This is a genomic window from Thauera chlorobenzoica (assembly GCF_001922305.1).
Lineage (GTDB): Bacteria > Pseudomonadota > Gammaproteobacteria > Burkholderiales > Rhodocyclaceae > Thauera > Thauera chlorobenzoica.
In genome coordinates, this window is sequence record NZ_CP018839.1 from 680,689 (window position 1) to 707,275 (window position 26,587).

The following is a 26,587-nucleotide window of genomic DNA, read 5'->3' on the forward strand; positions in this document are numbered from 1 at the left end:
GGTTTGCCGCCGTGCCGTGCGCCTGCTGTCGTCCAGCCTCTGGCGCCGCCCCTTGCGCCTGCGCAAGAAGGCGGCGGCGCCTTGGCGCTCTACCGCGGGCTGGTGCTCGCGGCGCTGGTGCTGACCTTGGTCGTCGTCGTCTTCGGCGCCTACGTGCGCCTGGCCGATGCCGGCCTTGGCTGCCCGGACTGGCCGGGCTGTTACGGCACCCCCAGTCCGGCGCACGCCGCGGAGGCGATCCGCGACGCCCAGGCCGCCGCACCCGACGGTCCGGTGAGCCTGCCCAAGGCGTGGAAGGAGATGATCCACCGCTATCTTGCCGCCGGCCTCGGCCTGCTGCTCGTCGTCGTCGCCGCGCTCGCCTGGCGCCTGCGCGCCAGCCCGCGCGCCGCGCCTGCGGTAGCCTTCGCCCTGCTCGGGGTGGTGCTGTTCCAGGGCCTGCTGGGCAAATGGACGGTGACCCTGCTGCTCAAGCCGGCGATCGTCACCGCCCACCTGCTCGGCGGGTTGACGACGCTGGCGCTGCTCGGGTGGCTGACGCTGCGCGCCGGCGCTGCGCTGCAGATCGGCACCGTTGCGCCCGCGGGGGCGCGATCGTTCCGCGCGGGGGCATCGGGGCGGCTTGGGCGGCTGCGTGCGGGGGCCTGCCTCGCCTTCGTCCTGCTCGTCCTCCAGATCGCCCTCGGGGGCTGGACCAGCACCAACTACGCCGCCCTTGCGTGCGCCGATTTCCCCACCTGCCACGGCAGCTTCGCGCCCGCGGCGGACTACGCCAACGCCTTTCACCTCGTCCGCGAGCTGGGGATGACGGCCGACGGCGAGCTGCTGTCGAACGCCGCACTCACCGCGATCCACTGGTCGCACCGCCTCGGCGCGCTCGCCGCCGGTGGGGCGCTCGCCGTGCTCGGCGCGGCGCTGTGCCGGCGCCGCGCCACCGTCGACCTGGGCGCGGCGCTGCTCGCCGTGCTCGCGCTGCAGCTCGGCCTGGGCATCGCCAACGTGCTGCTGTCGCTGCCGCTGGCGCTGGCCGCCGCACACAACGCCGGCGCGGCGCTGCTGCTCGGGGTGATGGTGTGGATCGTGTTCCGCCTCGGCACCCCGCGCCCGCTGCCGGTCGCCGGGGCACGGGGTGGGGCCACTGCGCCGCAGACGATCGAGGAGAAAAGAGGATGAAGAGCTTCGCCCTGGACGCCGCCCGCGCCAACCGCCTGCGCGCCTTCTACGCCCTGACCAAGCCGCGGGTGAATACCCTGATCGTGTTCTGCGCGGTGATCGGCATGTTCCTCGCCGTGCCCATGGGCCTGCCCGATGCGCTCACCGTGTTCGCCGCCACCGTCGGCATCGCCTGCGTCGCCGGGGCGGCGGCGGCGATGAACTGCCTGCTCGAACAGCAGCTCGACGCCCGCATGACGCGCACCCGCGCCCGCCCGCTGCCGCGTGGCGAGCTGGCGCCGGGCGAGGCGCTGGCCTTTGCCGGCGTGCTCGGCGGCTGCGGCCTGACGGTGCTGCACCAGGCGGTCAATCCGCTGACGATGTGGCTGACGCTGGCCACCTTCGTCGGCTACGCGGTGGTGTATACGGCGTTCCTGAAGCCGCGCACGCCCCAGAACATCGTCATCGGCGGGGCGGCCGGGGCGATGCCGCCGGTGCTCGGCTGGGCGGCGGTGGCGGGGGAGGTTCCGGCCGATGCGCTGCTGCTGTTCCTGATCATCTTCGCGTGGACCCCGCCGCACTTCTGGGCGCTGGCGCTGTACCGCAGCGCCGACTACGCCCGCGCCGGCCTGCCGATGCTACCGGTGACCCACGGGCCGGCGTTCACCCGGCTGTCGGTGCTGCTGTACACGCTGATCCTGTTCGGCGTCACCCTGCTGCCGTTCGCCACCCGGATGAGCGGCGTGCTCTACCTGGGGGTGGCGCTGGCGCTGGGCGCGGAGTTCATCCGCCGCGCCTGGCAGCTGTACCGCGGCTACAGTGATGCGCGCGCGCGGCGCACCTTCCGCTTCTCGATCACCTACCTGTTCGGGCTGTTCGCCGCGCTGCTGGCCGACCACTACCTGCGGTGGTGAGTGCGTGCGCAAGGGGGCGGCACGGCAAGGGCGGCACCGCAGGGATGGCAGGGCAAGGGCTGCGGCACGGTGTCGCAGCGGGTTCCGGCCGGGGCGGCAAAGGGCTACCATCGAGCGATTGCCGAATCGCGATAGCACAGGTCCTGCCATGGGTTTCAGCGTTACATCCACCGCCGCCTCCACCTCCACCCTCTATCCGCGCCTTCTGCGCCGGCTGCGCGCGGCTGCGCTCGGGCTGCTCGCGCTCGGCGCGCTTGCCGCCTGCACGCCGCCCGAACCGGTGTTCCGCAGCACCGACATCAGCGGCGCCGACTACGGCAAGGGTTTCACCCTCACCGATCATCACGGCCAGGTGCGCACTCTGGCCGATTTCCGCGGCAAGGTCGTGACCCTGTTCTTCGGCTATACCCAGTGCCCGGACGTCTGCCCCACCGCGCTGTCGGGGATGAGCGAGGTCGTCGGCCGCCTCGGCGCCGACGGCGAGCGCGTGCAGGTGGTGTTCGTCACCGTCGACCCCGAGCGCGACACCCCCGCGCTGCTCGCCGAATACGTGCCGCTGTTTGATCCGCGCTTTCTCGGCCTCACCGGCAGCGCCGAGGAAATCGCCGCGGTGGCGAAGGAATTCCGCGTGTTCTACCGCAAGAGCGGCGATCTCGAAGGCCATTACACCGTCGACCACTCGGCCGGAACCTACGTCTTCGACCCCCAGGGCCGACTGCGCCTGTACCTGCGCCACGGCGAAACCGCGGAAACGGTGGTTGCCGACATCCAGGCGCTGCTCGACGGCAAGTAGGCGCCGGAGCGGGCGCCGGCCTTCGGCCTTCGGGGCTGCGCGGGAAGCGCTCCGCGTTACGCCACCGCGGCGAGCATGCCCCGCATCTTCTGCATCGCCTTGGCTTCGATCTGTCGGATGCGCTCGGCCGACACGCCGTATTCGGCCGCCAGCTCGTGCAAGGTGGCGCTGCCGTCTTCGGTGAGCCAGCGGCGCTGGACGATGGCGCGGCTGCGCTCGTCGAGCCCGGCCAGCGCGCTCTTCAGGCCGCGGTCCTGCAGATGGGCGAGCTGGGCCTGCTCCAGCACTTCGGACGGTTCGGCGTGAGGGTCGGGCAGGTAGGCGATGGGGGCAAAGCGCTCGTCCTCGTCGTCGCTGCCGGCATCGAGCGGGATGTCGCGCCCGCCGAGGCGGGTTTCCATCTCCACCACTTCTTCGGGCTTGACCCCGAGCTGGGTGGCGATGGCGTCGACTTCGCCGGGGTTCAGCGTGGTGCTGTCGCGCTTCAGGCTGCGCAGGTTGAAGAACAGCTTGCGCTGGGCCTTGGTGGTGGCGATCTTCACCAGGCGCCAGTTCTTGAGGATGTATTCGTGGATCTCGGCCTTGATCCAGTGGATCGCGAACGACACCAGGCGCACGCCGCGCGTCGGGTCGAAGCGCTTGACCGCCTTCATCAGGCCGACATTGCCTTCCTGGATCAGGTCGGCGTGGGGCAGGCCGTAGCCCAGGTAGCCGCGGGCGATCGCGACGACCACGCGCAGGTGCGACATCACCAGCTGGCGTGCGGCTTCCACATCGGCTTCTTCGCGCAAGCGCGTCGCCAGTTCCACTTCCTGCTGCTCGCTGAGCATCGGCATCCGGTTTACGGTCTGGATGTACTGGTCCAGGCTGCCGGCGGCGGGAACGGGAAACGTCAGGGCTTGGGACATGGGTTCGATTCCTCCTTTCGGGCAAATATTAGCACTCGCGGCGTGGGAGTGCTAAGAGAGGGATGAGTTCCGGGGGAGGTGTTCCGCACCATCGCTTACCCGGGCGTTCTGTTGCACGGCTGCAACAAGAATCCCCGGAATGTGGCGTTTCGGTGCGCTCGAGCTTGCAAGGGCGGCGGGTGGTTTGCAGAATCGTTGCAACTTCTCGCCAGAGAGGTGAGTAGGGCCGAGGCGAACGCCTGGGTCTCAACTTCAATTTGAGGAGAAACACATGCAGAAGAAACTGATCGCGCTGGCCGTCGCCGGCCTGGTTTCGGCCCCGGTCTTCGCCCAGTCGAACGTGACTGTGTATGGTATCGCCGACGTTTACTACGGTTTCGGCAAGTACGACGACAACAAATTCAACGGCATCGAGAGCGGCGGCATCGCCGGTTCGCGTCTGGGTTTCAAGGGCAGCGAAGACCTCGGTAACGGCCTGAAGGCGCTGTTCACCCTCGAATACAGCATCGATCTCGACAAGAACGAAGGCGTCGGCACCACCGGCCTGCGTTCGCGCCAGCAGTTCGTCGGCCTGCAGGGCGGCTTCGGCTTCATCGGTGCCGGCCGTCAGTATGCGCCGGGCTACTTCTACGTCGCCAAGTACGATACCTCGGCGATCGTCCCGCTCAGCCCCTACCACAAGTTTGTCGGCGCCAACGGCTCCAACATCCAGGCCGGCAGCGCGTCCCGCGTCAACAACTCGATCAACTACATCTCGCCGGACTTCGGCGGTCTGACCGTGAACGCCATCTACGGCTTCAACGAAGTCAACCAGGACAACAACCGCACCGCCGGTGACCTCGCCCAGATCGGCGCCCAGTACAACAACGGCCCGGTGTCGGTCGGCCTGATCTACAGCCAGGTCAAGCAGGATGCCGCTGCGATCCCCGCTGGCTATGCGATCGCCGGCTCCGACGAAACCAAGAAGGAATGGTTCCTCGGCGCGTCCTACGACTTCAAGGTCGTCAAGGTTACCGGTATGTACAACACCGTCAAGGACGCCACCGTCGATGGTGACGACAACAACGTCTGGGCGCTGGGCGCCATCGTTCCGGTGAGCGCTGCCGGCTCGGTCCGCCTGAGCTATGCCTCCGCCGACAACGACACCGACGACACCGACGCCGATGGCTGGACGGTGTACTACTTCCACAGCCTGTCGAAGCGCACCACTCTGTACACCGGCTACGCCCGCATCAGCAACGACGATGCGACCCGTCACTCGCTCCTCGCCAGCACCGCGGGCCAGGGCACCGACGAAAACGCCAGCAGCTTCGTGGTCGGTGTGAACCACACCTTCTGATCTGTCTTTCCGACAGCTTGGAAAATCAAAACGGGCCTTCGGGCCCGTTTTTTCGTCTACGGCGGCTGAAACCGGAGGGCGCTATTTGCAGATGGGTCCTGATTCAGGTGGGTGCTCTGCTCGTCCCGGCACACCGACCGATCAAGCCGGTGTATGTGCGCCGCTTCGTGGCGCTGGTCGATAAAGTGAAGGAGTCGCAAGCATGAGCGAAGTCGACAGCATTCCCCGTGTCGTTCCGCCCTGGCCGTTCGAGGCTTACGCGCACATCATCAGTCCGATTGCCGCGGAGGACGGTGGCGGCTACCTGATTACTTTTCCCGATCTTCCCGGCTGCATGTCCGATGGCGAAACCGAGGCCGAGGCGGTCGAAAATGGTCGCGATGCGTTCATTGCCGTGGTTTCCGCACTTGCCGACATGGGGCGCGACATTCCCGCACCGTCATTCAGCCCGGACGATGCAGCCGCGCCGGGCGCATCCGGCAAGTTCGTCGCGCGCGTGCCGAAATCCATCCACGCCAAGCTCACCACACGCGCCAGGGCCGAAGGCGTGTCGCTCAATACGCTGGTACTGGCGCTGATCGCAGAAGGACTGGGAAGGCGCGAAAGCCGCGCCTGATTCAGGCGGGTGGGATTACGGGACACGACTTTCCCCTGCCGTCCCCCCCTGAAAAAAACCGGCGCCCAGGCGCGTAAAGCGCGGCAAGCCCGAGCGCGATCGCCGGGTGCGCGACAGATGCGCCCCCGCCCCCGACGCTTCCGCCCGCGTGCGGCTGATCCCTTCAGCGCCCGTCGAAAGCGGATCCTATAATCGAAGCGGTCGGGTAGCCGAATGTAAGGTTTCATTGCCTCGGCACGACCAACCGGTGTGCGATGACACAGTCTGAGCACACCTGGGACAGTTGAAGAAAAAGGAGGCAGTCATGTCCACCGCGATTCGGAAACAAACTTCAAGGTATCTGGCCGGTTTGCTCACGGCCTTGATGCTGGTGTCGCCAGCGGCGTTCGCCGAGACGATCAATGGCAAGATCAATGGCCTGCAGTGTGCGATATCGGGCTTTGTCTGCCCGGTCGATCAGGTCGATGCAATGGTGACGCTCGAGCGCGACTTCGTGCTGCAGCAGGCCGACGGGGTCTACTACACCCTGACCAACGTCGATCGCGGCGTGAAGGCACGCTATGCGCTGCAGGAGGCGACGGTGACAGGGAAGGTGAACAAGTTCTACAAGGCCGTCGACGTGGATACCCTGCAAGTCGGGGGCAAGACCGTCTGGTCGAAGAAGATGCAGCAGGAACTGGCCGATGAGCTGTATAAGAGCCTGTACGCAACCCCATAAGCCTTGAGCTCGGCACCGCCAGGGGTCGAGCGTTATCCGCCGTCCGCCCGCGCGACCGTGCGCCCGCCTTGTCGAGGCAGGCAGCAGGGCTGCGCGGGCGGACGGCGCGTATCGAAGCCGTGACCCGCAGCGCGCCTCTTCCGTCGGCGCCAGCGGGGAGGATGGATCTATGTCGATATCATCAATTTTCGGAGGCCGCTGGTTCGGGCGGCATCGGCCCGCGGGGGGGCGCGTGCTTGCGATGGGGGCCGCGTTGCTGCTGGCCATCGCTGCCGCTCCGGTGCGTGCGGCGCAGGCCGCGGTCGCGGACGGGGCTCTGGGCAGCCTGGTCGAAGTGGAGGGGATGCCACAGGCGCCGGAGTTCGAACTCAGCGACACCGAAGGCAAGCGCCACCGCCTGTCCGCTTACCGGGGCAAGGTCGTGGTGGTGAATTTCTGGTCGGTGTGGTGCGCCCCGTGCCGCAAGGAAATGCCGGCCATGCAGCGCGCGTGGGAGCAGATACGCGACCGCGATGTGCTGATCCTGGCGGTGAATTTCGACGACAGGCCCGAGCAGGTCAGCCAGTTCTTTTCCGTGATTCCGGTGCAGTTTCCCGTCCTCCTCGGTGGCGACCGGCCGATGCTGAAGGCGTGGTCGGTCCACGGCCTTCCCACCACCTATGTGCTCGACCCGCAGGGACGGTTGCGCCATCGAGTCGTCGGCGAGTACCACTGGGATCAGCCCGAGGCGCTCGAACTCCTGCTCGGCTTGCGGGGGAAATAGCGGAATCGGCGGAGTCGGTCAAATTTTCCGACAGCTTGGAAAATCGAAACGGGTCTTCGGGCCCGTTTTGTCGCCTACTCCAGCATCTGCAGCAGTACGCCGTGCCAGAGGCCGGGCTCGATCTCGCCCAGTTTGCCAGCAAGGCGCAGCTTGTCCACGCAGCGGATCTGATCCAGCAGCACGCGTGCCGGCTTGCCATTGAGGGTGAGATCCGGCCGACAACCCAGCGCCTGCCCCTTGCTGGTGATGGGGGCCACGATCACACGTGGCAGAGCTGCGTTCATGTCGTCGGGCGACACCACCAGTGCCGGCCGTGTCTTCTTGATCTCGGTTCCGACGGTGGGGTCGAGGTTGACCCAGTAGACCTCGCCGCGCCGGACTGGCGCCGGGTTCTTTACCATGCCCAGTCCCCGCTGTCGGCCTCGGGTGGCAGTCCTTGCCACGCATCCACGTCGTCCTCGGCGCGGTAGCCGTCGAACCAGCCCTGGCGCGACGGCTTGGCAGGTTCGATGATGATCCGGGTGCCTTCCAGGCGCAGATCGATCTCGTCAGTGATGCCGCATTCGGCCAGCACTGCGGCCGGGAGCAGCACCCCGCGCGAGTTTCCGATCTTTCGCAGCGTTGTGCGCATGACTGTCTCCAGGAGTAATAACAACGTTATTACATCCGATCGCGCCGGAGAGCGCAACGTCTACGCTCGGCTGGGGAGTACGGGGATGGAGCACGGCTTTCTCCTGCCGTCCCTCCTCCCCGAAAAAAACGGGCGCCCAGGCGCCCGTTCGATGTGGCCGCGAGCGGGCTCAGAAGGTGTGGCGCACGCCGACGACGAAATTGTCGCTGTCTTCGCCGAAGACATCGGCGCCGTCGATCTTGTTGCTGGCGAGGTTGGTCTGCTTGGTCAGGCTGCCGTTGTCGTTGCGCAGGAAGCCGGTGTACAGCGTGGTGCGCTTGGACATCGGATAGGTGTAGGCGAGCACCCAGGACTTGACGTCGTAGTCACTGCCCTGGTCGGCGTCGAGCTTGCCCCAGGCGACATGGACCTTGCCGCTGCCGGCGGGGACGACGGCGCCGATCTGGACGATCTTGTCGGTGTTGCCGGCCTTGCCGATGACGTCCTTCACCTGCTGGTAGGAGCCGAGCACGGTCGCCACGCCGAAGTCGTAGGCGGCGCCGAGCATCCATTCCTTCTGGTCATCGCGGTCGTCGCCGCCTTCGATCTGCTGGAAGGTCAGGCCGGCGGCGAGGGGGCCGTTCTTGTATTCGAGGCCGAGGCCGAGCTTGTCGTTGCTGCGGCGGTCGTCGTCCTGGTTGGTCTCGTTGAAGCTGTAGATGGCGTTGACGCTGAGGCCGCCGAAGCTGGGTGACTTGTAGTTGATCGCGTTGTCGAAGCGCGAGCCGCTGCCGGCATCGATCGTCGCCTTGGCCGCCTTGGCGAGCTGGATCTGCGGGCTGAGTGCGCTTGAGCCGGCGGTGGCGTCGTACTTGTTCACGAAGTAGCCGGGCGCGTACTGGCGGCCGAGGCCGAGAAAGCCGAAGCCGCCTTGCAGGGCGACGAACTGCTGACGTGCACCGCCGGTGCCGACACCTTCGTTCTTGTCCAGGCTCAGGGTGTATTCGAGGGTGAACAGCGCCTTCAGGCCGTTGCCGAGGTCTTCGCTGCCCTTGAAACCGAGGCGCGCGCCCGACAGGCCGCTGCTGTTGACCCCGGTGAATTTGTTGTCGTCGTACTTGCCGTAGCCGAAGTAAGTGTCGGCGACGCCATACACGGTGACATTGGACTGCGCCAGCAGCGGCGTGGACACGGCGCCCGCGAGCGCCAGGGCGATGAACTTGGCCTTCATGGTTTCTCCTTGACCGGATGAAAGGGATGAAATCAGGAAGGGCAGTTTCGCAACACGGTGTTACATGGGTGCTACAGCCGGGGCCGGCCTTGCTCAGGGTTTGAAAAAGCGCGTTTCCAGCTCTTCCAGCCCGAGCGTGGCGAGCAGCTCGGCGAGCCGTTCGGCGGCGCGGCGGCCGGGCTGGTCGTGGCGGCGGGCGATGATCAGCTCGTTCTTCATCGAATGCTCCCAGCCCACCAGCTCGGTGACGCTGACCTGGTAGCCGTGCGCTTCGAGCTGCAGGCAGCGCAGCACGTTGGTGAGGTGGCTGCCGAACTCGCGCGTGTGCAGCGGGTGGCGCCACAGCTCGGCGAGGCTGTGCCTGAGCGCCTGCGCCTTGTGCTTGCGCAGCACGGCGGCGACTTCGGCCTGGCAGCACGGCACCAGGACGATGAAGCGGGCCTCCTTTTCGAGGGCGAAGCGGATTGCGTCGTCGGTGGCGGTGTCGCAGGCGTGGAGCGCGGTGACGAGGTCGATGCGCGCGGGCAGGCGCGCCGACGTGATCGAGTCGGCCACGCTCAGGTTGTGAAAGCGCATCCGGGCGGAAAAGCCGAGCTTGTCGGCGAGCCGGCGCGAGCTCATCACCAGCTCGTCGCGGGTCTCGATGCCGTGGATGCGTCCGGCGGGCGCGTGCTGCTTGAAGAACAGGTCGTAGAGAATGAAGCCGAGGTAGGACTTGCCCGCGCCGTGGTCGACGAGCTCGATCTCGGGGCGGGCGGCGAGCGCCTCGGCGAGCAGTGGCTCGATGAACTGGTAGAGGTGATAGACCTGCTTGAGCTTGCGCCGGCTGTCCTGGTTGAGCTTGCCGTCGCGGGTCAGGATGTGAAGCTGCTTGAGGAGCTCGATCGACTGCCCGGGGCGGATTTCGGGGTGGGCGGCGAGTGGGGCGGTGGGCGGCGTGGTCATGGGTGGGCGCGGGGGTCTGGAAGGTTGTTCGGAAACGATGGAATGGCGCGGACTGTACTCCCCGGCGGGGGGCGGGACCAAGTCCGATCCGGCGCTGCGGCCGGGGAACGCCCCCGGCGGGGCGCCTTACTCCCAGCGCGACTCGGCTTCCGCGCGCAGGAAGCGCACGCTGCGGCCGTCGCCGAGGAGCTCGCGGATGCGCCACGGCGCGCCGTCGGCGTCGAGTTCGACGAGGCCGATGCCGCTGCCGTTGAGCAGGCGGCGCCCGGGCGCGGCGCCTTCCGGAGTGCGCGGGATCACCCGCATCCGGCGCCGGCGGGTGAGCCAGTTCAGTGGCGAGCGCGGCGAATACAGCCAGCGGTTGGCGCGGTCGAGCACGGCGAGCAGGCGCGGGGGGAATTCGTTGCGCACGCCGCTGCTGCAGATCTGCCAGATGTCCGGGCCGCGCACCCGGCCGCGGAGCTCGACGTCATAGACGAAGGAGTAATGGACGTCGCCCGAGAGCACGACGAAGTGCCGCGGCGTCTTGCGGTGGCGGAAGATGTTGAGGATCGCCTGGGCCGCGCCGCGGTGCGCCATCCAGTTTTCCGCATCGACCAGCAGCGGATGGCCGAGCCAGGTGAACAGGCGCTGGATCACTTCGATCAGCTTGACGCCGAAGATCGGCGCCGGCGACACCAGCAGCACCGCGGGGTGGCCACGCAGGGTGTGCTGGAGGTCGGTCAGCGCTTCCCAGTCCATCAGCCCGGAGGGGCGGCGGGCGGCGAGTTCGGAGCGCCAGCGGTGGGTGCGGGTGTCGATCACCACCAGCGGCGGGGTGGTCGGCCATGCGTAGTGCCAGGCATCGAAGGCCTGCAGCTGCTCGATGCAGGCGTCGTGGGCCGCGCTGCCGGGCGCGGCCAGCGCGCCGGCGAGGGCGTCGAGCAGCGCCGGGGGGAAGGCTTCGGGGCAGTTGCCCCAGCCCTGGTTGATCAGGTAGGCGGCGAGCGCGTTGCCCAGCACGCGGCGCGAGAAGGCGTGGCCGTAGGCGGTTTCCTCCCACTCGCGGCTCAGGTTCCAGTCGTCGGTGATGTCGTGGTCGTCGAAGATCATCGCCACCGGCAGGTGGGCGAACACCCGGCGCACCGCCGGCAGCTCGGCGACGAAGGCTTCGAGCGCGCGCTGCTCCTGCGCGAACAGCGCGCGCTCGCGGGCATCGAGCGTGGGCGGCGGGTCGATCTCCAGGCCCTGCCAGGGAACGGGCGACCACACCAGCAGGTACATCGCCAGCACTTCGGCGAGGGTGATCAGGTGGTTGTGCGCGTTCGCGGTGGTGAACACCGGCTTTTCCGCGCCGCCGAACAGGATGTCGACCAGCGCGCGGTGGTGGGGCAGGCGCGGTAGCAGGGCTTCGCGCCGGTAGTAGCCGGCCGGGTGCGCATACAGCGCGCCGGGTTCGGCGAGGGCGGGGTCGCCGGTGCCGGGGAGGGCTTCGGCGGGCAGGCCGAGGGCGGCAATCAGGCGGTGGATGGCGCGCAGCATGGGGCCGGCGACGTCGTCAGCGTAGATCTGGTCGCCCGACATCACCAGCGCCGAGGGCCAGGCGGGGAGCGCGTCGCCGCCCGCGTCCGCGCCGGCGTCCCGGCCCGGGGGCGCGGCGGGTGCGGCGTGGCCGGTGTCGGCAGCGTCCTCGTCGGGGCCGTCTGGGGCGACGCCGGCGTGTGCCCCGCCTCCGGCCGTGCCGCCCGCCGCGTGCGCCGCTGCGCAGGCGGGGCGGTCGGTGCCGGCGGCGATGCAGCGTGCGAGCAGGCGGTCGGCGGCGGCCAGGCCATCGCCGCCGAGGTGGTGCGGCCTGCGGCAGGAGCCGTGAAGCAGGGCGTGCACCGTGGGCATCAGGACGAAGCCGGGCGAGCTTTTGCCCGGATAGCACAGGTCCGGCGCCCAGTCCTGCCAGCCCTGCCAGACCGGCTCGTCGCCGTCGAGGGGCTGCAGCGCCAGGTCGTAGCCGATCCAGCAGCCGGTGGGCAGCGCGGGATCGAGCGCCAGCTCGAGCAGCAGGTAATGCAGCCGGGCACCGGCGGCGAGATGGCGGCAGCCGGCCTCGCCCGGCGCGAGGGTGTGGCGGCGTGGGGTGCCGTCGCCGGCGTCCAGGCTCAGGCGGACGCGCGCCGGGGTGCGCAGGGCGAGCCAGATCGTCAGCCGCGCGGGGGTGAGCCGGCGCAGGATCGGGCCGGCGAGGACGAGGGGCGCGGCGGGGGCGGTCGACGGGGCGCTGGGGGAGGTCGGCATGGGGCGGGGCGGCAGGGAGCGGGCTGCGGGCTGCGGGATGGGGGGCTCGAAAGGGGCCGGAAGGGTGAAGAATGCCGCCTCGCGCCGGCCCCGCAGAGGGTGGCTTGCGGCAGGGCGGATGTGCGCAAGGGCGGGGCGATTATCGCCCAGTTCGAACCGCGGCTGCGCCATCGGAGCCGGGGCGCCGCCGCCGTTTTGCCGTCTCCTTGCGCAGGGGCGCGGGCCGCCGCGGTTTCGATGCGCGCGCGGGGCGTATGTACCCGGCACCCCGGGCGAACCCGTATGTGCCGTTTCGACGTGCGCGCGTGGGGCGCATTTGCGGCACAATCCCCTTTACCTGTCAGCCCGGGAGTCCGCAGTCATGATGCTCGATCCCTTCTTGCTGTTGCTGCACATCGCCGGTGTCGTGGTCTGGGTCGGCGGCATGTTCTTCGCCTACATGTGCCTGCGCCCGGAAGCGGCCAGCCAGCTCGAGCCACCGCCGCGGCTGCGCTTGTGGCGCGGCGTGCTGGCGCGCTTCTTCGCCTGGGTGTGGGCGGCGGTGGCGGCGGTGCTCGGCAGCGGCCTGCTGCTGGTCGGGCGCGCGGGCTTTGCCGCGGCGCCGCTCAACCAGCACCTGATGCTGCTGCTCGGGCTGGCGATGATGGCGATCTTCGTATACGTGGTGTTCGTGCCCTATGCCGCCCTCGCCAGAGGGGTGGAGGCTGCGGACTGGAAAGGCGCCGGCGCTGCGCTCGGGCGCATCCGCCAGCTGGTGGGGACGAACCTCGTCCTCGGCCTGCTGACGATCGCGCTCGCGACCGCCGGGCAGCTGTTCGGCTGACGCCGGCCGGCAGCCCGGTGGGGGGGGCCGCCGTGACGCCCCGCCCCGCCCCGTGGCGGCGGGCGCGTGGCGTGCGGCGCTGGCCGCGACGAGGAGGAAATGCACATGATCAAGGCCATCGTCAGCGGCCATAGCCGCGGCCTCGGTGCCGCCCTTGCCGACGAGCTGCTCGCACGCGGGATCGCGGTGCTGGGGCTCGCGCGCCATGCCAATCCGGCACTGGCAGCGCGCCACCCCGGCCGGCTGCAGGAGGCGGCGCTCGATCTCGCCGATCCTGCTGCGCTTGCCGCGTGGCTGGACGGCCCTGCGCTGCGCGACTGGCTCGCCGACGCCGGCACCGCGCTGCTGGTGAACAACGCCGGCACCCTGCAGCCGATGGGCCCGCCCGCGCTGCAGGACCCCGCCGCGGTGGCGCGCGCGGTGGCGCTCAACGTCGCCGCGCCGCTGATGCTGAGCGCCGCCCTGTGCGCCGCCGCCCCGGCGTCCTGCATCCGCCGCGTGCTGCACGTCTCCAGCGGCGCCGCGCGCAAGCCCTATCCGGGCTGGAGCGTGTATTGCGCGACCAAGGCCGCGCTCGACCACCACGCGCGCGCGGTGGCGGCCGACGACGTGGCGGGGCTGCGCATCTGCAGCCTGGCGCCGGGCGTGCTCGACACCGGCATGCAGGCCGAAATCCGTGCCACGTCGCTGGCGCGCTTTCCACTGCGCGACCGCTTCGCCGAAATGCAGCGCAGCGGCGGCCTGGTGGCGCCGGAAGAAGCCGCGATGCACCTCGTCGATTACCTCCTCGACGACGGCTTCGGCGCCGAGCCGGTGGCCGATCTGCGCGAACTCACCGGCTGAGCCGGGGGCGGGGAGGCTTTCCCGCGGGCACGCCCGCGCCCGCACGGCCCGCCGCAGCGTGGTGGCCGGTGGCGTGGGGCGGGGCGGGTTGCGGCCCGGGGGCGCCGCGGGTGTAATCTTGCTGCCATGAATGCCGACCTTCCTTCCCCGCCCGCCGAGGGCGAAACCGCCTTTCCGCTCACCCTGCGCCGGGTCGCGGTCGACACCTACCGCGAGAATGTCGCCTACCTGCACCGCGACTGCGCGATCTACCGCGCCGAGGGCTTCCAGGCCCTGGCCAAGGTCGAAGTGCGCGCCAACGGCCGGCGCATCCTCGCCACCCTCAACGTCGTCGATGATCCGGCGATCGTCGGCTGCGGCGAGATCGGCCTGTCGATCGACGCCTTCGCCCAGATGGGCGTGGCCGACGGCCACCCGGCGATGGTCGCGCAGGCCGAGCCGCCGTCGTCGATCCCCGCGCTGCACCGCAAGATCGCTGGCGAGCGCCTCGGCCGCGAGGACTTCCGCGCGATCGTGCGCGACATCGCCGAGCACCGCTATTCCAAGATCGAGCTGACCGCCTTCGTCGTTGCCAGCAACCAGGGCGAGCTCGACCGCGAGGAAGTGCTGTTCCTCACCGAGGCGATGGCCGCGGTCGGCCACCGTCTCGACTGGCGCGAGCGCCCGGTGGTGGACAAGCACTGCATCGGCGGCATTCCCGGCAATCGCACCTCGATGCTGGTGGTGCCGATCGTCGCCGCCCACGGCATGCTGTGCCCGAAGACCTCGTCGCGCGCGATCACCTCACCGGCGGGCACCGCCGACACCATGGAAGTGCTGGCCAACGTCGAGCTGCCGATGGAGGTCTTGTCCGACATCGTCCGCGCCCACCGCGGCTGCCTCGCCTGGGGCGGCACCGCCCACCTGTCGCCGGCCGACGACGTGCTGATTTCGGTCGAGCGCCCGCTGTCGATCGATTCGCCGGGACAGATGGTCGCCTCCATCCTGTCGAAGAAAGTCGCCGCCGGCTCCACCCACCTGCTCCTCGACATCCCGGTCGGGCCGACCGCCAAGGTGCGCTCGATGCCCGAGGCGCAGCGCCTGCGCAAGCTGTTCGAGTTCGTCGCCGGGCGCATGAACCTGGCGATCGACGTCGTCATCACCGACGGCCGCCAGCCGGTGGGCAACGGCATCGGCCCGGTGCTGGAAGCGCGCGACGTGATGCGCGTACTCGAGAACGACCCGCGCGCGCCCAACGACCTGCGCCAGAAGGCGCTGCGCCTGGCCGGGCGCATGCTCGAATTCGACCCCGACGTGCGCGGCGGCGACGGCTTTGCGATCGCCCGCGACATCCTCGACTCGGGGCGCGCGCTGGCGAAGATGGACGCCATCATCCGCGCCCAGGGGGCGAAGCCCTTCGACCACAATGCGCCCCGGCTGGCGCGCCTGAGCTTCGAGCTCCAGGCCGAGGCCGATGGTGTGGTCATCGGCATCGACAACCACCAGCTCGCGCGCGTCGCCCGCCTCGCCGGTGCGCCCAAGGTCCAGGGCGCGGGAGTGGACCTGCTGAAGAAACTCGGCGAGTCGGTGCGCCGCGGCGAGGCCCTGTACCGTGTCCATGCCGACTACCCGGCCGACCTCGAGTTCGCCCGCCAGGCGGCGCAGCGCGCTTCGGGCTACAGCCTGGGCGAAGCGGGCGAAATGCCGCTGCTGTTCGTGGAATTCTGAGCCTGCCGGGTGCCTTGGGCGGTGGACGGTGTGCTCCACCCGCCGTGAACCGAACAACGTTTTTCCGGGGACCGCGATGACGACTGCCGAGACCTTGCTGCTGTATTTCGACGACGAGGCCGGCCCCGCGCTGCGCCTGGCCGCGCATGCCGGGCTGGCGGCGGCGGCAATCGAGCGCCACCGCTTTCCCGACGACGAACTGCGCCTGCGCCTGCCGCCGCTGCTGCCGCCGCAGGTGGTGGTGTACCGCGGCCTGCACCGCCCCAACGACAAGCTGGTCGAGCTGCTGCTGGCGGCGCGCACGGCGACGACCCTGGGTGCCCGCCGCCTGGGCCTGGTCGCACCCTATCTCGCCTACATGCGCCAGGACACGGCCTTCCACGACGGCGAGGCGGTGAGCCAGCGCATCGTCGGCGATTTTCTCGCCGGGCTGTTCGCGGCGGTGATCACCATCGACCCCCACCTGCACCGCGTCGCCACCCTCGCCGAGGCGGTGCCGGTGCGCCACGCCGTTGCCCTGTGCGGGGCGCCGTTGCTCGCCGGGCTCGCCGTCGCCCGGCGCGCCCGGCCGCTGCTGGTGGGGCCGGATGCCGAGTCCCGCCAGTGGGTGGAGGCGGCGGCGCGGCGTCACGGCCTGGAGGCGGTGGTGTGCGCGAAGACGCGGCGTGGCGACCGCGAGGTCGACATCGCACTGCCGCCGCAGGCGCCGGTGGCCGGACGCGCGGTGGTGCTGGTGGACGACGTCGCCAGCTCCGGGCATACCCTGGCGCGCGCCGCCGAGCGGCTGCGCGCCGCGGGTGCGGCTTCGGTCGATGTCGCGGTCACCCATGCGCTGTTCGCCGACGGCGCGCTCGATCTGATCCATGCCGCCGGCGTCGGCGAAGTGTGGAGCACGGACTGCATCGCCCATCCGAGCAACGCGGTGAGCGTCGCGCCGATGCTCGCCGCCGCGCTGCGGGAGATCGACCTGGGCTGAACACCGCGGCCGGCGGCGGCATTCGGGTGGCGGCATTCGGGCCGAGCGCATTCGGATGGAGCGGTGACGGCCCGCGGCCGGAATGCTAGCATCGGGCATTCCCGCAATGCAGCGATAGCCGCGTGCTCCGCCGTGCCGGGGCGGCGGGCAGATAGCCAGAGAAGAGGGGCGGTGTGGAGCAATCGACGAGGACCGTGGTATTCGCCGACCTGACAGGAAGCACCGGTCTGTTCGAGTCGGCGGGCAACGTGGTGGCGACCCAGATCGTCACCCGGTGCACGCACGTCCTCGGCCGCCACCTCGCCGCCGCCGGGGGCGACGTGGTGAAGTTTCTCGGCGACGGCGTGCTGGTGCTGTTCGACGACCCGATCGCCGCGGTGCAGGCCACCGCGCGTATGCAGGACGTGCTGCAGGAGCTGGCCACCGTCGAGCTGCGCTGCGCCCCGCTGGGGGTCAAGACCGGCATCGACCGCGGTGCCGTGGTCGAATACGACGGCGACTGCTACGGCGATCCGGTCAACGTCGCCGCGCGCCTGTGCGACCGCGCCCAGGCCGGTGAAGTCCTGATCGGCGAGCCGGTGTTCGGCAGCCTGCCCGAGGGCCTGCGCCTGGCCTGCCACAGCCTCGATCGCATCACCCTGAAGGGCAAGGCCGAGCCGCTGCGGGTATGGCGGGTGGACTTCGCGCGTACCGCCGAAACCACCCTGGCGAGCCTGCTCGACTACCGCGAGCTGCTCGACGGCGTGCGCCCGCTGCAGCGCATCGACCTCGGCCGCCTCGACCAGCATATCGAGCTGCACCCCGGCGACGGCCCGCTGATCATCGGTCGCGGCGAAGGCGCGGGCTTCGCGGTGGACGATCCGCGCGTGTCGCGACGCCATGCGCGCATCGAATGGGCCGGCGAGCAGTGCGTCCTCACCGACTTCAGCAGCAACGGCAGCTGGGTGCATTTTTCCGGTGCCGCGGCGCCGGTGCAGTTGCGCCGCGAACGATGCACGCTGCACGGCGAGGGCGAAATCTTCCTCGGCACGGCGCCGGACGACTTTACCGCGCCGACGCTCGGCTTCCGCGTCATCGATGAGCGCTGAACGGGCCGCCGTTCCTCCGCTTCCCGAGCGCTCGCTGCCCCTCCGCCCACTTCCCGATCCTGCGCCTGCTGCCCCGATGAAGCTTCTCACCGCCCTGCTGGCCTTGTGGCCGCTGTTCGTCTTCGCCCAGGACTGGAGCAGCCGCCCGCTGTCGGCAATCGCCCTCTACCCCGAGTTCCGCGCTCCGGCCGCGGTGCACCCGCGCGAAGAGGCGAGCCTCGCGGCCGAAGTGGCGGCGCGGGTCGTCGCCCTGCCGCTGCGCGAAGGCGAGGCCGCCGCGCGCGGCGCCGAACTGGCGCGCCTGGATGACGCCGCCTATCGCATCGAGCGCGAGCGCAGCCGGGCCCAGCTCGTCCTCGTCGAGCGCCGCATCGGCCTCGCCCGCGCCCAGCTCGAGCAGGCGCGCGCGCTGGCCGCGCGCGGTTTCATCAGCGCCGATGGCCTGCGCATCCGCGAGACCGAGCTCGGCGTGCTGCAAAGCGAGCGTGCCGCCGCCGCGGCCGCCCTGGCGGGGGCCGAGCTGGCGCTCGCGCGCTGCGTGGTCCGCGCCCCCTTCGCTGGGGTGGTGCGCGCGCGCCTGGCCGGCGTCGGCGATCTGGCCGCGCCCGGCACGCCGCTGCTGCGCTTCACCGCCAGCGCCGATGCCGAAGTGCGCGCGCAGGTGCCGGCGGGGCGGATCGACAGCCTGCTCGCCGCCGCCGAATGGACCCTGGAAGCCGGCGGCGGCAGCCATGCGCTGCGCCTGTTGCGGGTGTCGCCGCTGCTCGAGGCCGCGGGCCAGGTGCGCGAAGCCGTGTTCGCCGCCGATGCCGCGTTGCCGCCCGGTCTTGCCGGCGAGCTGCGCTGGCGCAGCGCGCAGCCCCACCTGCCGCCGGCCTACGTGCAGCAGCGCGACGGCGTGCTCGGGGCCTGGGTCGAGCGCGACGGCCGGCCGCTCTTCGTTGCCCTCCCCGAAGCGCAGGCCGGCCGCCCGGTGGCGGTGGACTGGCCGCCCGCTACCGCGCTCATCGACGAGGGCCGCTTCGCCCTCGAGCGCGCCGCGCCCGCAGTGAAGGCGGCGCCGTGAACAGCGCGTGATGAAGTCCCTCTACGCGCGCCTGATCGGCAACGCGCCGCTCGCCAACATCACCTTCATCATGGTGCTGCTCGGCGGGCTGCTGAGCTATCTGACGATGCCGCGGGCGCAGGACCCGGAGATCAACTTCAACTGGGTCAGTATCGTCACCAGCCTGCCCGGGGCGTCGGCCGAGGACGTCGAGCGCGAGCTCACCGGGCCGCTTGAAGACGCGATCCGCCAGGTCAAGGACATCCGCTTCGTGTCCTCGTCCAGCCGCGAGAGCGTGTCCTCGATCCTGGTGCGCTTCGAGGAATTGTCCGAGCGCCAGTTCGACAAGCGCGTCAACGACTTGCGCCGCGAAATCCAGAACAAGGCGGCGGCCGAGCTGCCGGCCGAGGCGAAGGACCCGGTGGTGGTCGAGATCACCAGCTCGAACGGCTTTCCGACCGCGATCCTGGTGCTCCACGGGGCGGGCGGGGAGCCGTTGCGGCGCGCCGCGTTCACGATGAAGAAGGCGCTCGAAGGCCTCGCCGGGGTCGACCAGGTGATCGCCGCCGGCTTCGACGAGCCGCAGCTGCAGGTCGATTTCGATCCGGTACAGGTGGCCGCAGCGGGGCTGTCGCCGGTCGCGCTCGCCGACGGAGTGGCGGCCTGGTTCCGCAACACCCTCGCCGGCCGGGTGCGGGTGGCGGACCGCGAGTGGCTGGTGCGTCTCGAGGGCAAGACCCCCGACCCCGAGACGCTGGCGCAGGTGGCGGTGGTGACCCCCGCCGGGCGGGTGGCGGTGGATGAGGTGGCGGCGGTGGTGCGCGGCCACGAGCGCGCCGACCAGCTGGTCAGCTACCACGGGCGGCCGGCGGTGATGCTGTCGATCACCAAGCAGGTCGGGACCAACACCTTGGCGCTGGTCGAGCGCCTGCACGGCTTCGCCGCCGAGCGCAATCCGCTGCTTGCCGGCGAGGGGCTGCAGCTGACGCTGGTCGACGACCAGACCCATGCCACCCGCCAGGCGATCGGGGTGATGGAGACGAACGCGCTGTTCGGCCTCGCCGCGGTGCTGGGGATGTGCTGGGTCTTCCTCGGCTCGCGCCTGGCGCTGCTGGTCGGGCTGGGGGTGCCGTTCGCGCTCGCCGGCACCTTCATCGCCGCCGACCTGATCGGCTCGACCCTGAACCTGACCGTGCTGCTCGGCGTGGTCATTGCGCTCGGCATGCTGGTCGATGACGCGGTGGTGGTGGTGGAGGCGATTTACTACCGCTTGCAGCGCGGCGAGGCGCCGGCCGCGGCGGTGATCGGGGGCGTGGGCGAAGTGGGCCTGCCGGTGCTGAGCGCGGTGCTGACCACGATCGCCGCCTTCCTGCCGCTGATGCTGCTCCCCGGCATCCTCGGCAAGTTCATGTTCGTGGTGCCGTTCGTGGTCACCGTCGGCCTGCTGGTGAGCCTGTTCGAGGCGTTCTGGATCCTGCCCGCGCACGTCCTCGGCCTGCGCCTGCAGCTCGCCCGCCGGCGCACCCGGGCGCAGGCGCTGCGCGAGCGCTTCACCCACGCGCTGCGGGTGAAGTACGCCCGCGCCCTGGTCGGCGTGCTGCGCCGGCCACGCCTCGGGCTGGGCGTGCTGGTGCTGGTGATGGCGGTGGCGGGGGGCGCGGTGGCGGGTGGGCTGGTGAAGATCCAGTTCTTCGCCTTCGATTCGAAGCGCCTGTTCTACGTCAGCGTCGACATGCCCGCCGGCACCCCTCCCGAGCGCACCCTGGCCGCTGCCGAGCGTGCCGCCGCGGTGCTGGAGAAGGCGCTCGACGGCGCCGGGCTGCGCGCGATCACCAGCTACGCCGGGCTCAAGTTCACCGATACCGAGCCGGTGTATGGCGACCAGTACGGCCAGGTGCTGGTCTCCCTGCTGCCGCGCGCGGACGGAATGCGCGACACCGGCGAGATCGTCGCCGCCGTGCGTCCGCTGGTCGCTGCGCTGCAGGGCGAGGCGCGCTACGCCTTCCTCGAAGTGAAGGGCGGGCCGCCGACGGCGAAGCCGGTGTCGGTGAAGCTGAAGTCCGACGATTACGCCCGGCTGCGCGCCGCGGCCGATGCGCTGCGCGCCGAAGTGGCGCGCCTGCCCGGGGTCCGCGACCTGACCGACGACGACGTTCCCGGGCGCGACGAGATGCGCCTGCTGCTCAACCGCGAGAAGCTTGCCCGCGCCGGTGTCGCTCCGGCCGAAGTGACGCGCCTGCTGCGCCTGTACGGCGAAGGCGAAGTCGTCGCCACCACCCGCGACGCCGGGGAGAAGGTGGAAGTGGTGGTGCGCGCCCGCCCCGAGACCTTCGCCGACGTCACCGCGCTGCTGCAGCGTACGGTGCCGCTGGCCGGCGGCGGCAGCGTCCAGCTCGGCGAGCTGCTCGACCGTGAGCTGCGCCTGTCGAAGGGCTACATCCGCCACTACCAGCTCACCCGCGCGATCACCGTCGAGGCCGAGCTCGACCGCAGCCAGCTCGACACCGTGGCGGCCAACGACCGCCTGAAGGCGGCCTGGGCGCGACTCGGGCCACAGCATCCCGGGGTCGAGCTCGACTTCTCCGGCGAGCTCGAGGACATCGAGGAAAGCCTCGATGCGATGGGCAAGCTCTTCGTCCTCGGCCTGGGCCTGATCTACCTGATCCTCGCCACCCAGTTCCGCAGCTACTGGCAGCCCTTCATCATCCTGCTGACGGTGCCGCTGGCGTTTACCGGGGTGGTGTTCGGGCTGCTGCTGTCGGGCAACCCGTTGTCGCTGTATACGCTGTACGGGGTCATCGCCCTGACCGGGATCGCGGTCAACTCGGCGATCGTGCTGATCGATGCCGCCAACGAGCGCCGCGCCGCCGGGATGAGCGTGCAGCACGCCGCGATCTACGCCGGACGGCGGCGGGTGGTGCCGATCCTGATCACCTCCACCACCACCATCGGCGGCCTGTTCTCGCTCGCGGCGGGGCTGGGAGGAAAATCGTTGATGTGGGGGCCGGTGGCGGCGAGCATCGTCTGGGGGCTGGGGTTCTCCACGGTGCTGACGCTGTTCGCGGTGCCGCTGGTGTATCGGATGGCGATGCGGGGCGCGGGGGGGTCGGCGCGGGCGGGCAGGCTGTTACATTCCGGGCATCCGACGTGAACCATTTCCTCGCGGCCGACGTGCGCAAGCGTGCATGCTGGCTCCAGAGCAATCAGGATCTGTCGATATGAGCAAGCCCGCCCGCCGCCATCCTCCCGCCCGCAGAGCGCTGCTGGTGGTGCTCGCCTATGCGCTCGGCGCGGGTCTGTGGATTGTGTTTTCCGACGCCTGGCTGGTACGGCTGGTGAGCGAGCCGGAGCGCCAGGCCCCGCTCCAGACCTGGAAAGGGTGGTTTTTCGTCGCCGTCACCGCCGGCCTGCTGTTCGCGCTGCTGCTGGCGCAGTTCCGCGCGCTCGAAGCCTCGAACGCGCGCGCGCGCCGCCTGGCCGGGCGCCTGAAGCTGATTCTGGCGTCGATGGACGACCTGGTGTTCGTGTTCGACGCCGACAACCGCATCGTCGACCACTATCCGGCGGACCATCCGCTGCTGTTCGTTCCGCCGTCGGCGTTCCGCGGCCATCCGGTGGACAAGATCGGCCTGCCCGCGCAAGTGGGCGCAGCCTACCTCGCCGCGCTGGCGGCGGTGCGCGCCGGGGGGCAGGCGCAGACCATCGACTACGCGCTGTCCTACGACGGCCAGCGGCGCTGGTTCAGCGCCCGGCTGTCGCCGATGACGAGCGAAGCGGGGGCGGAAAGCGGGGACGATGTGCTCGCGGTGGTGCGCGAGATCACCGACCTGAAGAGCAGCGAGCAGCGCTTCCGTGCGCTGTTCGAGGACGTCGAGCACATCGCCGTGCAGGGCTACGATGAAAACCGCCGGGTGCTGTTCTGGAACGCGGCGAGCGAGGGGCTGTACGGCTATTCCCGGGACGAGGCGCTCGGGCGCTGTTTCGACGAACTGATCGTGCCCCCGGAGATGCGTGCCGAGGTGCGGCGCCTGCATCGCGCCTGGGTCGAGGGCGGGCGGCCGATTCCGGCCGGCGAGATCGAAATGCTCGCCAAGGACGGCAGCCGCGTCCCGGTGTTCTCGAGCCACACGATGCTGCGCAATGCGCGCGGCGGCCGGGAGATGTACTGCATCGACATCGACCTGCGGGCACAGGCCGAAGCGCGCGAGCAGCTGCGCCTGGCCGCCCAGGTGTTCGAAAACAGCGGCGAGGCGATCCTGATCGTCGATGCCGGGCACCGGGTGATCGCCGCCAACCGCGCGTTCAGCCGCATCAGCGGCCATGCCGAGGCGGAGGTGCTCGGGCGCGAGCCCACCTTCCTGTGCGGCGAGGCCGGCGACGACGCCGGCACGCTCGCCGGGATCTGGGCCGCGGTCGAGGCGCACGGCCACTGGCAGGGCGAGGTGCGCAGCCGGCGGCACGACGATACGCCGTATCCGGCCTGGCTGGTGGCGAGCGCGGTGCGCGACGAGGGGGGCGCCCTGACTCACTACATCGTGATTTTTGCCGACATCGGCGAGCGCAAGGCGATCGAGGCCCGGCTCGCCTACCTCGCCCACCACGACGTGCTCACCGGGCTGCCCAACCGGATGCTGGCGCGCGACCGCCTGGAACAGGCGCTGGCGCTGGCGGCGCGTGCGCAGCAGCGGGTGGCGCTGATGTTCCTCGACCTCGATCACTTCAAGAACATCAACGACACCCTCGGCCACGGCGTCGGCGACAGGCTGCTGCAGTCGGTGGCGGCCCGGCTCGAGAGCTGCGTGCGGCGCAGCGACACGGTCAGCCGCCAGGGCGGGGACGAGTTCCTGATCGTGCTCACCGCACTGAGCGAGCTCGACAGCGTGTCACGCATCGCCACCGACATCCTGGAGGCGATGGCGCCCGGCTTCGAGGTCGATGGCCATGCGCTGGCGTGCAGCTTTTCGATCGGGATCGCGCTCTATCCCGACGATGGCGCCGACTTCGACACCCTGCTGCTGAAAGCCGACACCGCGATGTACCACGCCAAGGAAGCGGGGCGGAACGCCTACCGCTTCTTCACCGAGCACATGAACGCCGAGGCCCGCGAGCGGCTGCAGATCCAGAGCCTGCTGCACGGCGCCGCCGAGCGCGGCGAGCTGTGCCTGCACTACCAGCCCCAGTTCGACCTGGTCTCGGGCGAGCTGGCCTGTGCCGAGGCCTTGCTGCGCTGGAACAGCGCCGAGCTCGGGCAGGTGTCGCCGGCGCGTTTCATTCCCGTCGCCGAGGAAAGCGGGCTGATCGTGCCGGTCGGCGAATGGGCGCTGCGCGAGGCCTGTCGCCAGGCCGAGAGCTGGCGCCGGACAGGCTTTGCGGTGCCGGTGGCGGTCAACCTTTCGGCCCTGCAGTTCCGCCGCAGCGACCCGGTGGAGCTGCTCGAGCGGGTGCTGGCCGAGAGCGGCCTGCCGGCGGCACAGCTCGAACTGGAGCTGACCGAGTCGGTCCTGGTGCAGGACAGCGGGGGGGGTACCCTCGAGCGCCTGCGCCGGCTGAAGGCGCTGGGGGTGAGCCTGGCGATCGACGACTTCGGCACCGGTTTTTCCAGCCTCGCCTACCTGCGCCGCTTCCCGATCGACAAGCTGAAGATCGACCAGGCGTTCGTGCGCGATATCGCCACCGACCCGGAGGACGCGGCGATCGTGAACCTGGTCATCGAGCTTGGCCGCATCCTGAGGATCAGGACGGTGGCCGAAGGGGTGGAGAGCGAGGCGCAGCTGCGCTTTCTGGCCGAGCGCGGCTGCGACATGGTCCAGGGGTATCATTTCGCCCGACCGATGACGGCCGCGCAGTTCGAGGCACAATACCGCGCCCCATGATGAACTCGCTCCGCTCGAATGAATGCCTTTCTCGTTTCCACCGCCATCGTCGCGCTCGCCGAAATCGGTGACAAGACCCAGCTCCTCGCCTTTCTGCTCGCCGCCAAGTTCCGCCGCCCGTGGCCGATCGTGCTCGGCATCTTCGCCGCGACCGTGGCCAACCATGCCTTCGCCGCCGCGCTCGGAAGCTGGCTGACCACGCTGCTCGGGCCGCAGGCCCTGCGCTGGGTGCTCGGGCTGTCCTTCATCGCGATGGCGCTGTGGACGCTGATCCCGGACAAGCTCGACGAGGACGATGCCCGGCTGCCGCGGCTGGGCGTGTTCGGCGCCACGCTGGTGGCGTTCTTCCTTGCCGAGATGGGCGACAAGACCCAGGTGGCGACGGTGGCGCTGGCGGCGCAGTACCAGGCCCTGGTCGCGGTGGTGGCCGGGACCACGCTGGGGATGATGATCGCCAACGTGCCGGCGGTGCTGCTCGGCGAGCGCATCGCCCAGCGCATGCCGGTGAAGCTGGTGCATGGGATCGCCGCCGCGCTCTTCGCTGTGCTCGGGGTCGCGACCCTGTTCGGCGCCGGGGCCGCGCTGGGGTTCTGAGCGTGCCGCGGGGGCACATGAAAAACGGGGCCGCCCGGACGGCCGGCGACCCCGTGACGCCCGGCCCGGGCGCGGTGTGAAGCCTCTAGCCGATCATGCCGGCGCCGACGGTGTTGTTGGTGCTCTCGTCGATGATGATGAAGGCGCCGGTGGCACGGTTGTCGGCGTAGCGGTCGGCGACGATCGGCTGCGCAAGCTTGAGGGTGACGCGGGCGATGTCGTTCATTGCCAGGCCGCTGGCGGCTTCGTGCTCGAGGGTGTTGACGTCGAGCCGGTAGTCGATCTTCGCCAGCTTGGCCTTCACTTCGCGGGTGGTGTGGCGCACGAGGTAGGTGCGCGCCGGCGACAGCGGCGCCTCGGCGAGCCAGCACACGGTGGCGTCGATCTGCTTGACCGGCTCCGGCGCTTCGGCCGACTTGACGATGAGGTCGCCGCGCGAGATGTCGATCTCGTCTTCCAGCAGCAGGGTCACCGACTGCTCGTGGATCGCGCGCGGCAGTGCGGCGGCGCCGAGTTCGATCGCCTTCACCCGGCTGCTGGCGCCCGAAGGCAGCACGGTGACGGCGTCGCCGACGGCGATCTCGCCCGATTCGACCCGACCCATGAAGCCGCGGTAGTCGTGCAGCGCAGGGTTGGCCGAGTCCTGCGGACGGCACACGAACTGCACCGGGAAGCGGAAATCCTCGGCCTGCTCGGTGTGGGCGGCGGGGGCGTTCTCGAGGATGTCGAGCAGCGTCGGGCCGTCGTACCAGGACAGGCGCTCGCCGCGGTCGACGATCATGTCGCCGGCCAGCGCCGAGATCGGGATGAAGCGCACGTCCTTGATGCCGAGTTTTCCGGCGAAGGCGAGGTAGTCGGCCTTGATGCGCTCGAACACCGCCTGGTCGTAGTCGACGAGGTCCATCTTGTTCACCGCCACCACCAGGTGCGGGATGCCGACCAGGCTCGCCAGATACGAGTGGCGGCGGGTCTGGGTGAGCACGCCGCGGCGGGCGTCGATCAGGATGATCGCGAGGTTGGCGGTGGACGCCGCGGTCACCATGTTGCGCGTGTACTGCTCGTGCCCCGGGGCGTCGGCGATGATGTACTTGCGTCGGCCGGTGGAGAAGTAGCGGTAGGCGACGTCGATGGTGATGCCCTGCTCGCGCTCGGCCTGCAGGCCGTCGGTGAGCAGCGACAGGTCGACCGCGCTCATGCCGCGCTTGGCTGAGGTCTTCTCGATCGCGTTGAGGGTGTCGGCGAGGATGGTCTTGGTGTCGAACAGCAGGCGCCCGATCAGGGTGCTCTTGCCGTCGTCGACGCTGCCGCAGGTGAGGAAGCGCAGCAGGCCGTTGTCGATCTCGGGCAGGTGTTCAGGGGCGGACATGGTCATGATTCCTTC

23 protein-coding genes are annotated in these 26,587 nt (G+C 70.1%); 16 read left to right on the forward strand and 7 right to left on the reverse strand.

The features are described from left to right. The first annotated feature begins 81 nt into the window (after positions 1-81). From Tchl_RS03345 to Tchl_RS03355, 3 genes are all read left to right on the forward strand, one after another. Positions 82-1,173, forward strand: a complete 1,092-nt coding sequence (locus Tchl_RS03345) for a COX15/CtaA family protein (RefSeq protein ID WP_075147142.1) — start codon at positions 82-84, stop codon at positions 1,171-1,173. Beyond that, entirely contained in the window at positions 1,170-2,066 is an 897-nt protein-coding gene (locus tag Tchl_RS03350) for a heme o synthase (protein WP_075147143.1), read from the forward strand. The genes Tchl_RS03345 and Tchl_RS03350 overlap by 4 nt, the downstream gene beginning before the upstream one ends. 148 nt (positions 2,067-2,214) lie before the next feature. Beyond that, positions 2,215-2,859, forward strand: a complete 645-nt coding sequence (locus tag Tchl_RS03355) for an SCO family protein (protein ID WP_075147144.1) — start codon at positions 2,215-2,217, stop codon at positions 2,857-2,859. Positions 2,860-2,915: 56 nt separating this feature from the next. On the opposite strand, the gene rpoH is transcribed toward Tchl_RS03355, so the two are convergent. After that, positions 2,916-3,767: an RNA polymerase sigma factor RpoH gene (gene rpoH, locus Tchl_RS03360; RefSeq protein ID WP_075147145.1), complete on the reverse strand. Its 852-nt coding sequence runs from the start codon at positions 3,765-3,767 to the stop codon at positions 2,916-2,918. A gap of 271 nt (positions 3,768-4,038) precedes the next feature. On the opposite strand from rpoH, the gene Tchl_RS03365 reads away from it, so the two are divergent. The 4 genes from Tchl_RS03365 (at position 4,039) to Tchl_RS03380 (ending at position 7,203) form a co-directional block, all read left to right on the forward strand. Then, entirely contained in the window at positions 4,039-5,106 is a 1,068-nt protein-coding gene (locus Tchl_RS03365) for a porin (RefSeq protein WP_075147146.1), read from the forward strand. 202 nt (positions 5,107-5,308) lie between these two features. Then, complete coding sequence (locus tag Tchl_RS03370; protein ID WP_075147147.1) at positions 5,309-5,722, forward strand: type II toxin-antitoxin system HicB family antitoxin; 414 nt, start codon at positions 5,309-5,311, stop codon at positions 5,720-5,722. Positions 5,723-6,026: 304 nt separating this feature from the next. Next, on the forward strand, positions 6,027-6,440 hold the full coding sequence (locus tag Tchl_RS03375) for a hypothetical protein (protein ID WP_075147148.1): 414 nt from the start codon (positions 6,027-6,029) through the stop codon (positions 6,438-6,440). A gap of 241 nt (positions 6,441-6,681) precedes the next feature. After that, complete coding sequence (locus Tchl_RS03380; protein WP_075147149.1) at positions 6,682-7,203, forward strand: peroxiredoxin family protein; 522 nt, start codon at positions 6,682-6,684, stop codon at positions 7,201-7,203. A 74-nt stretch (positions 7,204-7,277) separates the two neighbouring features. On the opposite strand, the gene Tchl_RS03385 is transcribed toward Tchl_RS03380, so the two are convergent. The 5 genes from Tchl_RS03385 to Tchl_RS03405 all read right to left on the reverse strand — a co-directional run bounded on the left by Tchl_RS03385 (position 7,278) and on the right by Tchl_RS03405 (position 12,257). Beyond that, positions 7,278-7,604 carry a type II toxin-antitoxin system PemK/MazF family toxin gene (locus tag Tchl_RS03385; protein ID WP_075147150.1) on the reverse strand — a complete coding sequence of 109 codons (327 nt, stop codon included), beginning with the start codon at positions 7,602-7,604 and terminating at the stop codon, positions 7,278-7,280. After that, entirely contained in the window at positions 7,598-7,834 is a 237-nt protein-coding gene (locus Tchl_RS03390) for an AbrB/MazE/SpoVT family DNA-binding domain-containing protein (protein WP_075147151.1), read from the reverse strand. Before Tchl_RS03390 ends, Tchl_RS03385 begins: the two co-directional genes overlap by 7 nt. Before the next feature lie 169 nt (positions 7,835-8,003). Next, complete coding sequence (locus tag Tchl_RS03395; RefSeq protein WP_075147152.1) at positions 8,004-9,044, reverse strand: porin; 1,041 nt, start codon at positions 9,042-9,044, stop codon at positions 8,004-8,006. 93 nt (positions 9,045-9,137) lie between these two features. After that, positions 9,138-9,989: a class I SAM-dependent methyltransferase gene (locus tag Tchl_RS03400; protein ID WP_075147153.1), complete on the reverse strand. Its 852-nt coding sequence runs from the start codon at positions 9,987-9,989 to the stop codon at positions 9,138-9,140. A gap of 126 nt (positions 9,990-10,115) precedes the next feature. After that, positions 10,116-12,257 (reverse strand): alkaline phosphatase D family protein, encoded by a 2,142-nt coding sequence (locus Tchl_RS03405; RefSeq protein WP_198158981.1) that lies wholly within the window; start codon positions 12,255-12,257, stop codon positions 10,116-10,118. 361 nt (positions 12,258-12,618) lie between these two features. On the opposite strand from Tchl_RS03405, the gene Tchl_RS03410 reads away from it, so the two are divergent. The 9 genes from Tchl_RS03410 (at position 12,619) to Tchl_RS03450 (ending at position 25,206) form a co-directional block, all read left to right on the forward strand. Further along, entirely contained in the window at positions 12,619-13,080 is a 462-nt protein-coding gene (locus Tchl_RS03410) for a CopD family protein (RefSeq protein ID WP_075147155.1), read from the forward strand. 105 nt (positions 13,081-13,185) lie between these two features. Next, a complete protein-coding gene (locus Tchl_RS03415) occupies positions 13,186-13,923 on the forward strand; it encodes an SDR family oxidoreductase (protein ID WP_232311647.1) in 738 nt (245 codons plus the stop codon). Between the two features lie 126 nt (positions 13,924-14,049). After that, positions 14,050-15,630, forward strand: coding sequence for a thymidine phosphorylase family protein (locus tag Tchl_RS03420; protein ID WP_075147157.1), 1,581 nt, complete (start codon positions 14,050-14,052; stop codon positions 15,628-15,630). Between the two features lie 76 nt (positions 15,631-15,706). Further along, on the forward strand, positions 15,707-16,606 hold the full coding sequence (locus tag Tchl_RS03425) for a ribose-phosphate diphosphokinase (RefSeq protein ID WP_075147158.1): 900 nt from the start codon (positions 15,707-15,709) through the stop codon (positions 16,604-16,606). Between the two features lie 173 nt (positions 16,607-16,779). Continuing rightward, complete coding sequence (locus Tchl_RS03430; protein WP_075147159.1) at positions 16,780-17,694, forward strand: adenylate/guanylate cyclase domain-containing protein; 915 nt, start codon at positions 16,780-16,782, stop codon at positions 17,692-17,694. Positions 17,695-17,770: 76 nt separating this feature from the next. After that, a complete protein-coding gene (locus Tchl_RS03435) occupies positions 17,771-18,760 on the forward strand; it encodes an efflux RND transporter periplasmic adaptor subunit (RefSeq protein ID WP_075147160.1) in 990 nt (329 codons plus the stop codon). 10 nt (positions 18,761-18,770) lie between these two features. Then, positions 18,771-21,890, forward strand: a complete 3,120-nt coding sequence (locus Tchl_RS03440) for an efflux RND transporter permease subunit (protein WP_075147161.1) — start codon at positions 18,771-18,773, stop codon at positions 21,888-21,890. Positions 21,891-21,957: 67 nt separating this feature from the next. Then, positions 21,958-24,612 carry a sensor domain-containing protein gene (locus Tchl_RS03445; protein ID WP_075147162.1) on the forward strand — a complete coding sequence of 885 codons (2,655 nt, stop codon included), beginning with the start codon at positions 21,958-21,960 and terminating at the stop codon, positions 24,610-24,612. Positions 24,613-24,630: 18 nt separating this feature from the next. Beyond that, a complete protein-coding gene (locus Tchl_RS03450) occupies positions 24,631-25,206 on the forward strand; it encodes a TMEM165/GDT1 family protein (RefSeq protein ID WP_075147163.1) in 576 nt (191 codons plus the stop codon). 85 nt (positions 25,207-25,291) lie between these two features. Here Tchl_RS03450 and cysN read toward each other — a convergent pair whose 3' ends face one another. Further along, positions 25,292-26,572 carry a sulfate adenylyltransferase subunit CysN gene (cysN, locus tag Tchl_RS03455; RefSeq protein ID WP_075147164.1) on the reverse strand — a complete coding sequence of 427 codons (1,281 nt, stop codon included), beginning with the start codon at positions 26,570-26,572 and terminating at the stop codon, positions 25,292-25,294. Positions 26,573-26,587 lie beyond the last annotated feature (15 nt).

What these genes read in the sequence shown, in the direction of transcription:
- Tchl_RS03350 (WP_075147143.1), top strand. Translation starts at nt 1,170, where the DNA reads ATGAAGAGCTTCGCCCTGGACGCCGCCCGCGCCAACCGCCTGCGCGCC.
- Tchl_RS03355 (WP_075147144.1), top strand. Translation starts at nt 2,215, where the DNA reads ATGGGTTTCAGCGTTACATCCACCGCCGCCTCCACCTCCACCCTCTAT.
- rpoH (WP_075147145.1), bottom strand. Translation starts at nt 3,767, where the DNA reads ATGTCCCAAGCCCTGACGTTTCCCGTTCCCGCCGCCGGCAGCCTGGAC.
- Tchl_RS03365 (WP_075147146.1), top strand. Translation starts at nt 4,039, where the DNA reads ATGCAGAAGAAACTGATCGCGCTGGCCGTCGCCGGCCTGGTTTCGGCC.
- Tchl_RS03370 (WP_075147147.1), top strand. Translation starts at nt 5,309, where the DNA reads ATGAGCGAAGTCGACAGCATTCCCCGTGTCGTTCCGCCCTGGCCGTTC.
- Tchl_RS03375 (WP_075147148.1), top strand. Translation starts at nt 6,027, where the DNA reads ATGTCCACCGCGATTCGGAAACAAACTTCAAGGTATCTGGCCGGTTTG.
- Tchl_RS03380 (WP_075147149.1), top strand. Translation starts at nt 6,682, where the DNA reads ATGGGGGCCGCGTTGCTGCTGGCCATCGCTGCCGCTCCGGTGCGTGCG.
- Tchl_RS03385 (WP_075147150.1), bottom strand. Translation starts at nt 7,604, where the DNA reads ATGGTAAAGAACCCGGCGCCAGTCCGGCGCGGCGAGGTCTACTGGGTC.
- Tchl_RS03390 (WP_075147151.1), bottom strand. Translation starts at nt 7,834, where the DNA reads ATGCGCACAACGCTGCGAAAGATCGGAAACTCGCGCGGGGTGCTGCTC.
- Tchl_RS03395 (WP_075147152.1), bottom strand. Translation starts at nt 9,044, where the DNA reads ATGAAGGCCAAGTTCATCGCCCTGGCGCTCGCGGGCGCCGTGTCCACG.
- Tchl_RS03400 (WP_075147153.1), bottom strand. Translation starts at nt 9,989, where the DNA reads ATGACCACGCCGCCCACCGCCCCACTCGCCGCCCACCCCGAAATCCGC.
- Tchl_RS03405 (WP_198158981.1), bottom strand. Translation starts at nt 12,257, where the DNA reads ATGCCGACCTCCCCCAGCGCCCCGTCGACCGCCCCCGCCGCGCCCCTC.
- Tchl_RS03410 (WP_075147155.1), top strand. Translation starts at nt 12,619, where the DNA reads ATGATGCTCGATCCCTTCTTGCTGTTGCTGCACATCGCCGGTGTCGTG.
- Tchl_RS03415 (WP_232311647.1), top strand. Translation starts at nt 13,186, where the DNA reads ATGATCAAGGCCATCGTCAGCGGCCATAGCCGCGGCCTCGGTGCCGCC.
- Tchl_RS03420 (WP_075147157.1), top strand. Translation starts at nt 14,050, where the DNA reads ATGAATGCCGACCTTCCTTCCCCGCCCGCCGAGGGCGAAACCGCCTTT.
- Tchl_RS03425 (WP_075147158.1), top strand. Translation starts at nt 15,707, where the DNA reads ATGACGACTGCCGAGACCTTGCTGCTGTATTTCGACGACGAGGCCGGC.
- Tchl_RS03435 (WP_075147160.1), top strand. Translation starts at nt 17,771, where the DNA reads ATGAAGCTTCTCACCGCCCTGCTGGCCTTGTGGCCGCTGTTCGTCTTC.
- Tchl_RS03440 (WP_075147161.1), top strand. Translation starts at nt 18,771, where the DNA reads ATGAAGTCCCTCTACGCGCGCCTGATCGGCAACGCGCCGCTCGCCAAC.
- Tchl_RS03445 (WP_075147162.1), top strand. Translation starts at nt 21,958, where the DNA reads ATGAGCAAGCCCGCCCGCCGCCATCCTCCCGCCCGCAGAGCGCTGCTG.
- Tchl_RS03450 (WP_075147163.1), top strand. Translation starts at nt 24,631, where the DNA reads ATGAATGCCTTTCTCGTTTCCACCGCCATCGTCGCGCTCGCCGAAATC.
- cysN (WP_075147164.1), bottom strand. Translation starts at nt 26,572, where the DNA reads ATGTCCGCCCCTGAACACCTGCCCGAGATCGACAACGGCCTGCTGCGC.